The organism is Demequina sp. NBRC 110056, from assembly GCF_002090155.1.
In the GTDB taxonomy this organism is placed as follows: Bacteria; Actinomycetota; Actinomycetes; order Actinomycetales; family Demequinaceae; genus Demequina.
The window spans coordinates 269184-280643 of sequence record NZ_BBRM01000002.1; the positions used below are offsets into that span (position 1 = coordinate 269184).

An 11460-nucleotide genomic window follows, 5' to 3' on the forward strand; every position below is an offset into this window, starting at 1 on the left:
CCGTGTGGGCGCCGGCTGTTGGGCGTGCCCCCGTGGGCACACGCCCTTTGGCAACCGCCGACCGGGCACGTCGGCGCGCCGGGTCCGAGCCGAGGCGCGCCCAACGGCGACCCGCCCTGAGCGTGGCTCAGCTGTGCGAGTGCTTCGACGAGTAGATGCCGTCGATGACGTCGGCGTACTCCTCGAGCACGCGCCCGCGCTTGACCTTCATGGACGGCGTGAGCATCCCGTTGTCGATCGTGAGGTCGTCGCTCAGGATGCGGAAGGTACGCACCGACTCGGCCTTCGACACGGCGGTGTTCGCGCGATCGATCGCCTTCTGGACACGCGACAGGATGCGCTCGTCCGTGGCCGCCTGCTCGACGGTCATCGGCTCGAGACCCTTGCTCTTCAGCCAGCCGGGGAGGGCCTCCGCGTCGAGGGTCACGAGCGCAGCGATGAAGGGCTGGGCGTCTCCGACCACGACGCACTGGCTCACCAGCACGTAGGAGCGGATCCGGTCCTCGAGCTCTGCCGGAGCGACGTTCTTGCCGCCCGCGGTGACGATCAGCTCCTTCTTGCGGCCCGTGATGGTGAGGTAGCCGTCCTCGTCCTGGGTGCCGATGTCGCCCGTGTGGAACCAGCCGTCGGCGATGGCCTCCGAGGTCGCGTCGGGGTTGCGGTGATAGCCCTCGAACAGCTGCTCGCCGCGCATCAGCACCTCGCCGTCCGCGGCGATCGAGACCTCGATGCCGGGCAGCGGCGGGCCGACGGTGCCGATCTTCGACAGCTCGGGCAGGTTGACGTGCGACGCGGCGTTGGTCTCGGTGAGCCCGTAGCCCTCCAGCACCGTGAGCCCGAGGCCGCGGTAGAAGTGACCGAGGCGGTCGCCCAGCGGCGCGGAGCCGGAGATCGCCCAGTGCGCCTTGCCGCCGAGCACCTCGCGGATCTTGGACAGCACGAGGCGGTCGGCGACGGCGTGGCGCACCTTGAGCGGGAGCGACGGCCCGCCGGTGTCCAGCGACTTCGAGTAGTCGATCGCCTGCTTGGCTGCCCAGCGGAAGATCTTGACCTTGCCGCCCTCCGCGGCCTTCTGCTCAGAGGAGTTGTACACCTTCTCGAACACGCGCGGCACGGCGAGCACGAGGGTCGGGTGGAACGACTGCATGGCGGGCACGAGCTTGCTGGGGTCGGGGCAGAAGCCGATCACCATGCCGGACGCGACCAGCGCGATCTCGACCAGGCGCGCGAGCGAGTGCGCGAGCGTGAGGAACAGGACGGTCGAGGCGCCCTCCTCGAACAGGACGGCGCCCATCTTGTCCTGGATGCCGGTGATGTGTCGCACGTAGGAGAAGTGGGTGAGGCGGACGCCCTTCGGCCGCCCTGTTGTGCCGGAGGTGTACATGATCGTCGCCAGCGACTCGTGGGTGAGGGTCGCGGTGCGCGCGGCGAGCACGTCGTCGGTGACCGATGCACCCTGTGCGGCGAGCGCGTCGACGGCGCCCTCGTCGATGGTGAGCACCGTCTCGATGGGGCTCTCCTCGTCCTGTGCCGCCGCGCGGGTGCGCGCTGCGTGCTCGGGCGTCTCGGCGACCACCACCTTCACCTCGGCGTCCGAGGTGATCCAATCGATCTGCGACTCGGAGGACGTGTCGTAGATCGGGACCGGGATCGCGCCCGCGGACATGATCGCGAAGTCGAGGACCGTCCACTCGTAGCGCGTGCGCGACAGGATCGCGACTCGATCGCCGGCCTCGACGCCCATCGCGATGAGGCCCTTGGCGACGTCGTTGACGTGCTGCTGCGCCTGCGCACCGGTCACGTCCACCCACGCGTCGTTCGCGTCGGGGTAGCGCATGACCACCCTGTCGGCGTGCTGGGTCCACGCGGCGGACACAAGCGCGATGATGCTGGGCGGATAGTCGGTCGCGGGGCTTCCCATGGTGTCTCCATTGGCAGTCAGGACGGTGACGCTCACGATACTCTCTTGGGTGAGCCACCACCGACCCTGGGAGAACCCTTCATGCATGCGATTGGCGTAGACATCGGCGGCACCAAGATCGCGGTCGGTGTGGTCGACGCGGAGGGCGCCATCGTCGAGAAGGTGCGCCGCAAGACGCAGCCGGAGAACGCCGCGAGCATCGACGCCGCCATCGCCGACGCGGTCGCCGAGCTGTCCGAGCGTCACGAGTTCCACCACGTGGGACTCGCCGCCGCGGGATTCGTCTCATCGGACCGCCGCCGAGTGCTGTTCGCCCCGAACATCGCGTGGCGCGAGTACGACCTCGCGGACAAGGTCGAGGCGCTCATCGGACGTGACGACATCCAGGTGGTCGTCGAGAACGACGCGAACGCCGCCGGCTGGGGCGAGTACCGCTTCGGGGCCGGCCGCGATGTCAGCCACATGATCATGCTCACGATCGGCACGGGCCTGGGCGCGGCGATCATCGCCGAGGGGCAGCTGGTGCGTGGCGCCTACGGCTTCGCCGCCGAGCTGGGTCACCTCCGCGTCAAGCCCGGCGGACACCCGTGCGGGTGCGGTCATCGCGGGTGCTGGGAGCAGTACGCCTCGGGCTCCGCGCTCGTGCGCGAGGCGCGCCGCGCCGCCGCCGAGCGGTCGGTGCGCGCCGCTGGCCTCATCGAGCGTGCCGGCGGAGATCCGGCCAAGATCACCGGCCCGCACGTGACCGCAGCGGCGGAGGACGGAGACGAGCTCGGCATCGAGCTGCTCGCCGAGCTGGGGGAGTGGATCGGCGCCGGTTCGGCTTCGCTTGCCGCGGTGCTCGATCCGGAGGCGTTCGTCGTCGGCGGCGGGGTCATCGGCGCGGGCGAGATGCTCCTGGCGCCGGCACGTGAGTCGTACCTCGAGCATCTGCCTGCGCTCGGCCATCGGCCCGTGGCGCCCATCGTCGCCGCCGCCATGGGCAACGATGCGGGAATCGTGGGAGCCGCGGCGCTGGCTCGCGAGGCCGCGCCGTTGCAGGGCTGAGGGAAGCGAGGAGCCGTCCAGGCATGAGCGCCTACTACACGCTGTTCAAGCACGTGCTGATCGGACCCCCGCTCAAGGGCTACTACCGCCCGTGGGTCGAGGGGGAGGAGCACGTGCCTCCGACCGGCGGCGCGATCCTGGCGTCGAACCACCTCGCGGTCTCCGACTCCTTCTTCCTTCCCCTCGTGATCAAGCGCAAGGTCGTCTTCCTGGGCAAGTCCGAGTACTTCACCGGCAAGGGCGTCAAGGGCTACGCGACGCGCTCGTTCATGGAGGGCGTCGGCACCATCCCGGTGCACCGCGGCGGCGGCCGCGCCTCCGAGGCGGCGCTGCGCACGGGACTGCAGGTGCTCCAGGGCGGCGAGCTGCTCGGCATCTACCCGGAGGGCACGCGCAGCCCCGACGGCCGCCTCTTCCGCGGCAAGACGGGCGTCGCACGCATGGCCATCGAGGCCGGCGTGCCCATCATCCCTGTGGCCATGATCGGCACGGACGTCGCCCAGCCCATCGGCCAGGTCGTGCCCAAGCGCACGGACATCGGCGTGCGCATCGGCCCGGCGGTGCGCCTCGAGGCGTACGCCGGCCGTCAGGACGACCGCGACGCGTTGCGGGAGGTCACCGACCACGTGATGGGCGCCATTCAGGAGCTGTCGGGACAGGAGTACGTCGACCGCGACTCTGCGCAGTACAAGCGCGAGCTCGACCGCGGCGCCAAGGGCTCCGGTCCCGGAGCCTGACCCCCGACCGCGCCCTATGATGGGCGGGTCATCCCTCCACCACGAAAGGTTCACCATGTCGGTCCGTCGTGTCGCTCTGCTCACCGCAGGCGGTTTCGCCCCGTGCCTGTCCTCCGCTGTGGGCGGTCTCATCGGTCGCTACACCGAGATCGCGCCGGAGGTCGAGATCATCGCGTATCAGCACGGCTACTGGGGACTGCTGCAGGGCAAGTACGTGACGGTGTCCGAGGAGGTCCGTGAGAAGGCCGGCATCCTCCACGACTTCGGCGGATCGCCCATCGGCAACTCGCGCGTCAAGCTCACCAACGCCGCGGACTGCGTCAAGCGCGGGCTCGTCGAGGAGGGCCAGAACCCCCTCGAGGTCGCGGCCAACCAGCTCAAGGCCGACGGCGTTGACGTCCTCCACACGATCGGTGGCGACGACACCAACACGACCGCTGCCGACCTGGCCGCCTACCTCAAGGACAACGGCTACGACCTCACCGTCGTGGGCCTGCCCAAGACGATCGACAACGACGTCGTGCCCATCAAGCAGTCGCTCGGCGCCTGGAGCGCGGCCGAGCAGGCCAGCGTCTTCGCGCAGAACGTCATCGGCGAGCACCGCTCGGGCCCGCGCATGCTCATCGTGCACGAGGTCATGGGCCGCGCGTGCGGCTGGCTGACGGCGGCGTCCGCGCTCAAGTACCGCCAGTGGCTCGACGGGCTCGAGTTCGTGCCCGAGATCGGCCTGTCGCGCGAGCGCTGGGAGATCCACGGCCTGTACGTGCCCGAGCAGTCGATCGACCTCGACGCGGAGGCCACCCGCCTCAAGGCCGTGATGGACGAGGTGGGCAACGTCAACATCTTCCTGTCGGAGGGTGCCGGCGTCCCCGAGATCGTCAAGGAGATCGAGGAGTCCGGCGGCGAGGTCGCGCGCGACCCGTTCGGCCACGTGCGCCTCGACGACATCAACCCCGGGCAGTGGTTCGCCAAGCAGTTCGCCGAGCGCATCGGCGCGGAGAAGGTCATGGTCCAGAAGTCGGGCTACTTCTCGCGCTCCGCGCGCGCCAACGCGCAGGACCTGCGCCTCATCAAGTCGATGACCGACTACGCCGTCGAGTGCGCCTTCAAGGGCGAGGCGGGCGTCATCGGCCACGACGAGGAGGACGGCGGCCGCCTCAAGTCGATCGCGTTCCCGCGCATCGCCGGTCACAAGCCGTTCGACACCACCACCCCGTGGTACACCCGCACCCTGAGCGAGATCGGCCAGGCCTGACCGCATGAATGAGGAAGCGCTCCAGGCAGCTGGAGTGGATTCGTACCGCGCCTGCACGGCTCTCCAGCAGCCGACCTGGCCGGACGCCGACGCTCTCGCCAGCGTCACGGACAGGCTGGCGAAGGTCCCGCCGCTCGTGTTCGCGGGCGAGGCCGACGTGCTGCGCGAGCACCTCGCGGCCGCCGGCCGTGGCGAGGCGTTCGTGCTGCAGGGCGGCGACTGTGCGGAGATCTTCGAAGAGGCCACGGCCGATCGGATCCGCAACAAGATCAAGACCATCCTGCAGATGTCGGTGATCCTCACCTACGGCGCCTCGACGCCGGTGGTGAAGATCGGGCGCATGGCGGGGCAGTACGCCAAGCCGCGCTCCTCGGACACCGAGACGCGCGACGGCGTCACCCTGCCCGCCTACCGCGGCGACATCGTCAACGGCTCGGCGTTCACCGCCGAGGCGCGCGTGCCGGACCCCGAGCGCATGCTCGAGGCGTATCACGTGTCCGCGTCCACGCTGAACCTCATCAGGGCGTTCACCCACGGGGGCTTCGCCGACCTGCGCAGCGTGCACTCGTGGAACAAGGGCTTCGCCGCCAACCCGGCGTACGCCAAGTACGAGCAGATGGCGACGGAGATCGACCGGGCCGTGCGCTTCATGGGCGCCGCCGGGGGAGACTTCGACGCTCTCCGGACCGTCGACCTGTTCGCGAGTCACGAGGCGCTGCTGCTCGACTACGAGCGTGCGCTCACGCGCATCGACTCGCGGTCGGGCCTCGCCTACGACACGAGCGCGCACTTCGTGTGGATCGGCGAGCGCACCCGTCAGCTGGACGGTGCGCACGTCGAGTACATGTCGAAGATCTCCAACCCCATCGGCGTGAAGCTCGGCCCGACGGCTCAGCCGGCCGAGGCGATCGCGCTCGCCGAGCGTCTCAACCCTGACAACATCCCGGGCCGGCTCACGCTCGTCGTGCGTCAGGGTGCGGACAAGATCCGTGACAACCTGCCGCCGCTGGTCGAGGCCGTGCGGGACGCGGGCGTCGTGGTCACGTGGCTGTCCGACCCGATGCACGGCAACACCTTCACGTCGGAGTCGGGCTACAAGACCCGCCGCTTCGACACCATCCTCGACGAGGTCACGGGCTTCTTCGAGGTGCACCAGGCGGCGGGCACCGTCCCGGGCGGCCTGCTGGTGGAGCTCACGGGCGACGACGTCACCGAGATCCTCGGCGGCACCGAGGAGATCGACGAGGCGTCGCTGGCGCTGCGGTACGAGACCAAGGTCGACCCGCGCCTGAATCACCAGCAGTCGCTGGAGCTGGCGTTCAAGGTCTCGGAGCTGCTCAGCGCCCGCTGACCTGACGACGGACACGGCGGAGGGCCGATGCGCGGGCGACCAGCGCATCGGCCCTCACCTCGTACTGGGGGAGAGCGCGCCTGCGCGCCCGCTGAGCCGAGCTCAGTACTCGAGGTAGACGTTGCTTCCTGGCTCGACCTCGGAGTTGGGCGACGGGTTCATGTTGAACACGACGGTGGAGAAGTTCCACGGGTTGTCGTCGCCACTCACCGTCAGCCCGAGAGCCTGCAGCTCGGCGCGCGCGTTCTCGAACGACTGGCCGCGCACGTCGGGGACGGTGACGAGCGGCAGCCCCTCGGAGACGGTGATGGTCATCTCCTGCGTGCGCACGCCATCGGACCCGCCCTCGGGGTCCTGCAGGTACACCTCGCCCGTCTCGACCGCGTCGGTGCGCCCGTACTCGACCTGCGGCTCGATGGCGAAGTCCGCCAGCGCGGCGAGCGCGGCCTCTTCGCTCATGCCCGTGAGGTCGGGGATGACGATGGGCTCGGGACCGTTCGACACCTCGAGGATCACCTCGGTGTCGTGGCGGACCGTCTCGCCCTGCGCCGGCGTGGACGACATGACCTCGCCTTGCGGCACGGTGTCCGAGTAGGTGAGGACCGTGTCGCCGACGGGGAAGCCGACGTCGCCCAGCGCGGCGAGCGCGTCCTGCTCGGTCGACCCGACCACCTCGGGGACGGTCTCCTGCCGGGCGCCCTGCGACACGAGGAGGACGATCTCGGAGCCGTCTGGCGCGCGCGACTGCGCTCCGGGCTCGGTGCCGATCACCAGGCCCGCCGCCACGTCGTCGTGGAACTCGTACCGCGGCTCGACCTCGAAGCCGAGTGCGGTCAGGGTGTTCGTCGCCGCCTCCTCGGTCTCGGTCTGGACGTCGGGCACGGTCGTGAACGCTCCGGGGCCCACGGAGTGGTACCACCAGAAGCCAAGTCCGCCGAGGACCAGGAGGGTCGCGAGCAGCGCGCCGAGCCACCAGCCGGCACGGTGGCTCGGCGTCTCGGGCTCGATGGCGTCCGGGTCGTCGTCGAGCAGCTCCGCGTCCAGGACGTCGACCGCGAGCGCGTCGCCCCCGAGGCCGATCGGCAGGGCGACCGTCGAGCCCGAGGGGGCGTCGTTGAGGACGGTGGTCGCGCCCGAGTCGGGCCCTACCGGCACCGCGCCGCTCGGCGGGTCCGCCCGGCGGTCGAGGGTGGGGTCGTCGATGAGCGCGCGGGTCTGGCGGATCGCCGCGAGGGCGACGCCGGCATCGGCGGGGCGCAGCGCGGCGTCCCGTGCCGTCAGGGTGGCGATCAGGTCGTCGAGCTCGCCGGGCAGCCACGGCACCGCGGCCGATGCGGGGGGCACGTCCTCGTGGACGTGGCGCGACGCGACGCCCAGCGCGGTCTCGGCGGTGAACGGCTGACGTCCGGTCACCATCTCGTACAGGAGGATCCCGCACGAGTAGACGTCGGCGCGAGCGTCCGCGTCGCCATCGGCGACGAGCTCCGGAGCGAGGTAGGCGACCGTGCCGAGCAGCATCCCCGTCGAGGTGCTCGTGACCTCGGTCACCGCGCGAGCGAGGCCGAAGTCGGCGAGCTTGGGCTGCTCGGTGTCGTCGAGCAGGACGTTCTCCGGCTTCACGTCGCGGTGGACGAGCCCCTTGCGGTGTGCGGCGGCGAGCGCGTCGAGCACGCACTCGGTGATGGTGAGCGCCTCGCCCACGGCGAGCGTGTGCTCCTGGCGCATCCGCTCGCGCAGGTTCTCGCCCTCGACGTACTCCATCGTGAGGTACGAGACGGCGCCGTCGACGCCCTGGTCGTAGACGCGCACCATGCCGGGGTGGGTGAGGCGAGCCGCGGCCTTCGCCTCGCGCTGGAAGCGCGCCACGAAGTCCGCCTCGGACGCGTCGGCGGCCAGGTGGGGGTGCATGACCTTGAGGGCGATGTCCCGCTCGAGGCGCTGATCGTGAGCGACGTAGACCGTGGCCATGCCGCCTGCGGCGACGCGTTCGCGCACCTCGTAGCGGCCGTCGATGAGACGGCCGATCAGCGGGTCGGTCATCGTGTCGGACACAGTGAGCATTCTATGCGCCTCGGGCTGCGGATCCGGCGACGCGCGCCGGGTTCGTCGTCGCTCAGGAGAAGCGGTTCATGAGGGCGAGGACGGAGGCGACGTACTGACGCGTGTCGGGGTGCATCCCATACTTCTTCACGCCAGCCTCGCCCTGGTAGTAGCCGGCGATCGCCGTCTCGAGGGCTCGTCCGTCGCGCTGCAGGTGCCTCAGCAGGGCGACGCCTGCGGTCACGTTGTCCTGCGGGTCGAGCAGGTTGAGGTCGCGACCCACGACCTCCGACATCCACGCACCGGTCGAAGGGATCACCTGCATGGCTCCCACGGCGTTGGCGGGGGAGACGGCGCGCATGTTGAAGCCGGACTCCTGGTAGGCGATCGCCTGGGCAAGCGCGGGGTTCACGCCGTACTGCTTCGCGGTGGAGACGATGAGCGCCTGCATCTGCGCGCGCGAGGGCACCTGCGTGGCGTTCAGCGTCGCCTTGTTCTGGTTGGCGGCTCCGACGACGCCGGCTGAGTAGGTGCGGCCCGCGAAGGTGTCGCCCACGAGCCCGGTGGGCACGCCGCCGGGGACCGTGAGCCGCTGGCCGACGCGGATGAGCGACGGGTTCTTGATGCCGTTCGCCGACACGAGGGACGAGGCCGACACCCCGAAGCGGTTCGCGATCGCTGCGAGCGTGTCCCCGGCGGCGACGGTGTACGTCTGCGTGGCGCCTCCGAAGTCGGACAGGTTCGCGTCGGTGGCGAGCTTGGTCGAGGACGAGGACGAGGACGAGGACGAGGCCGTGGTCGTGGCGGCGGTGTTCCCGGCGCTGCTCGCGCCCGGGATGCGCAGGCTCTGGCCGATGCGGATGACCGCGGACGAGCCGAGGTCGTTCGCCTGGGTGATGGACGACACCGAGACGCCGTACCGGCGCGCGAGCGCCCAGACCGTGTCGCCGGACGCGACGGTGTGCGTGGCGGTGGACGTCGTGCTGGTGGTGGCCTTCGCGGCCGAGGCGTTGCCGGCGCCCGGGATCGACAGCTTCTCGCCGATCCGGATCAGGGACGGGTTGGACAGCCCGTTGGCGGACACGATCGCGGAGACCGTCGTGCCGTAGGCGCGCGCGAGGCTCGACACCGTGTCGCCCGGGGCCACCGTGTGGGTCGCGGCGGACGCCGACGACGTCCGCGCGGGCGCGGCGGAGCCTTGAGTGGGGATGACGAGCGTCTGGCCGATGAGGATCACGGCGCGCGCGTTGAGGTCGTTGGCGCGCACGATCGCACCGACGGAGGAGTCGTAGCGGTGAGCGAGCGCGCTCACGGTGTCCCCAGGCTGCACCCGGTGGCTCTGGTCGGCCGCCGCGGGCAGGGCCGCGAACGCGGTCACGGACATGGCGGCGGTGGCGGCGAGCGCGGCGGTGCGCAGCGTTCGGGTCGCGACGGTTCGACGTCCCACTGGAATCTCCTCGCTGAGACAGAAGTGTCTCATGTGACAGATGTGACAGATGTGACTGTAACCCCGCCCGACTCTCAGACGCAAGGGTGTTCATGTGGCGTTCAGGCGTGCACGACGGTGCGAGCGGCCGGCCCGCGCTTTGTACGCTGGTGTCGTGACTGAGCAGACCGCATGGCTGACCGTGCCCGACTTCGCCGATGCGCTGGGCGTCGCGGCATCCGACGTTCGGGAGATGATCCGGCAGCGGCAGATCATCGCCGTACGGCGGGGCCCGAGCGACGCGTGGCACGTCCCGGCGGGGTTCATCCACGACCACGAGGGTGAGGTCCGCGTGCTGCCCACGCTCCCCGGCACCATCACGGTCCTGACCGACGCAGGCCTGTCGGATGACGAGAGCATCGAGTGGCTCCTCACCGAGAACGAGGAGCTTGACACGACGCCGCTCGCTGCGCTGCGCGAGGGCCGTCGCGCCCCGGTGCGCCGCGCGGCGCAGACGCTGTTCTAGCGGACGCCGGCCCCGACGGGGGCGCGTCGAGCGCGCCGGCTCAGCTCGTGCGCGACACCGCCTTCGCGATGAGCTCGCGCAGCGTGCCCGTCGCCCCCGGGTCGAGCGATGCCTCGTCGAGCCGGCGCAGCGCTGTGCGCGATCGCTCGTCGATCTGCTCCTCGCACCAGCGCTCGGCGTCCGTCGCGGCCACGATTCCCGCCACATCCGCGACGGCGTCGTCTGACGCGTCCTTGTCCCCGAGGACCGCGCCGATGCGCGCGCGGCCGGTGTCATCCGTCTCGGTCCAGGCCCGCCACAGCACGAATGTCCGCTTGCCTTCGCGCACATCGTCGCCCGCAGGCTTTCCGGTCACCTCGGGCGAGCCCAGCAGTCCCAGCAGGTCGTCGCGGAGCTGGAACGCGATGCCGAGGTCGACCCCGATGGCGCGGACCCGCGAGATCGCTTGGTCGTCGCCGCCCGCCGCCGCAGCGCCGAGCGCGAGCGGGAACTCGCAGGTGTAGGACGCGGTCTTCGATCGCATGACGGCGAGGATCTCGTCGCGCTGACCGGCGATCGCCCCGAGCGGCTGCGCCGCAGCGCGCATGTCCGCGTACTGGCCTGCCGTCACGAGCTCGGCCATGTCGGAGAAGAGGGTGCTGACGCGCTCGCCGCGGTCATGGCCGAGCCGCGCCACGGCCTGGCCGAGCGCGCGCTGGCACGCCATCAGGGCGAGATCGCCGGCGAGCACGGCACCCGCGTCGCCGTAGGCGCGGGAGTCGCCGGACCAGGCGCGCTCCGCGTGGATGGACGCGATGGCACGATGCACGGAGGGCAGACCTCGGCGCGTGTCGGAGTCGTCGAGGACGTCGTCGTGCACCAGCGCCGCAGTCTGGAAGAGCTCGAGCGCGGTCGCCGCGTCGGTCGCCGCGTCGACGTCGTCGCCGCGGTGAGCCGCGTGGGAGGCGAGGAGCAGCAGTGCGCGCAGCCGCTTCCCACCACGGGCAGAGGCGAGCATCGGATCCGTGATCTCGGCGACGCCCGGACCCGCGGGTGCGGTGGCCGCGACGGTGCGCTCGAGCGTCTGCACGATGCGGGCGTCGACGGCCTCGCGCCACGCGGGCAGGGGAGTGGTCACGGGCTCCACCCTAGGGTGCCCCGTCCCCAGGACGGCACGG

Annotated in this window: 9 protein-coding genes; 5 read left to right on the forward strand and 4 right to left on the reverse strand. The window is 70.8% G+C overall.

Annotated elements, in window-relative coordinates:
• Nucleotides 1-127: 127 nt before the first annotated feature.
• Nucleotides 128-1921 carry a long-chain fatty acid--CoA ligase gene (locus B7K25_RS01285; protein ID WP_084103493.1) on the reverse strand — a complete coding sequence of 598 codons (1794 nt, stop codon included), beginning with the start codon at nucleotides 1919-1921 and terminating at the stop codon, nucleotides 128-130.
• Nucleotides 1922-2002: 81 nt separating this feature from the next.
• On the opposite strand from B7K25_RS01285, the gene B7K25_RS01290 reads away from it, so the two are divergent.
• From B7K25_RS01290 to B7K25_RS01305, 4 genes are read left to right on the forward strand one after another with little or no spacing between them, the layout of a single operon-like run.
• Nucleotides 2003-2968, forward strand: a complete 966-nt coding sequence (locus B7K25_RS01290; RefSeq protein ID WP_084103495.1) for an ROK family glucokinase — start codon at nucleotides 2003-2005, stop codon at nucleotides 2966-2968.
• A gap of 23 nt (nucleotides 2969-2991) precedes the next feature.
• Nucleotides 2992-3705 carry a 1-acyl-sn-glycerol-3-phosphate acyltransferase gene (locus B7K25_RS01295; RefSeq protein ID WP_084103497.1) on the forward strand — a complete coding sequence of 238 codons (714 nt, stop codon included), beginning with the start codon at nucleotides 2992-2994 and terminating at the stop codon, nucleotides 3703-3705.
• A gap of 55 nt (nucleotides 3706-3760) precedes the next feature.
• A complete protein-coding gene (locus B7K25_RS01300; RefSeq protein WP_084103499.1) occupies nucleotides 3761-4960 on the forward strand; it encodes a pyrophosphate--fructose-6-phosphate 1-phosphotransferase in 1200 nt (399 codons plus the stop codon).
• Between the two features lie 4 nt (nucleotides 4961-4964).
• A complete protein-coding gene (locus tag B7K25_RS01305; RefSeq protein WP_084103501.1) occupies nucleotides 4965-6311 on the forward strand; it encodes a class II 3-deoxy-7-phosphoheptulonate synthase in 1347 nt (448 codons plus the stop codon).
• 102 nt (nucleotides 6312-6413) lie between these two features.
• Here B7K25_RS01305 and pknB read toward each other — a convergent pair whose 3' ends face one another.
• Both pknB and B7K25_RS01315 read right to left on the reverse strand, forming a co-directional pair.
• Nucleotides 6414-8363: a Stk1 family PASTA domain-containing Ser/Thr kinase gene (gene pknB, locus B7K25_RS01310; protein WP_159450079.1), complete on the reverse strand. Its 1950-nt coding sequence runs from the start codon at nucleotides 8361-8363 to the stop codon at nucleotides 6414-6416.
• Between the two features lie 61 nt (nucleotides 8364-8424).
• Nucleotides 8425-9798, reverse strand: coding sequence for a LysM peptidoglycan-binding domain-containing protein (locus B7K25_RS01315; protein ID WP_234988022.1), 1374 nt, complete (start codon nucleotides 9796-9798; stop codon nucleotides 8425-8427).
• A 154-nt stretch (nucleotides 9799-9952) separates the two neighbouring features.
• Here B7K25_RS01315 and B7K25_RS01320 point away from each other — a divergent pair, with 154 nt between their 5' ends.
• Complete coding sequence (locus tag B7K25_RS01320) at nucleotides 9953-10303, forward strand: Rv2175c family DNA-binding protein (RefSeq protein ID WP_234988023.1); 351 nt, start codon at nucleotides 9953-9955, stop codon at nucleotides 10301-10303.
• 40 nt (nucleotides 10304-10343) lie between these two features.
• Here the strand turns inward: B7K25_RS01320 and B7K25_RS01325 are convergent, their stop codons facing one another.
• Entirely contained in the window at nucleotides 10344-11420 is a 1077-nt protein-coding gene (locus B7K25_RS01325) for a polyprenyl synthetase family protein (RefSeq protein WP_159450080.1), read from the reverse strand.
• Nucleotides 11421-11460 lie beyond the last annotated feature (40 nt).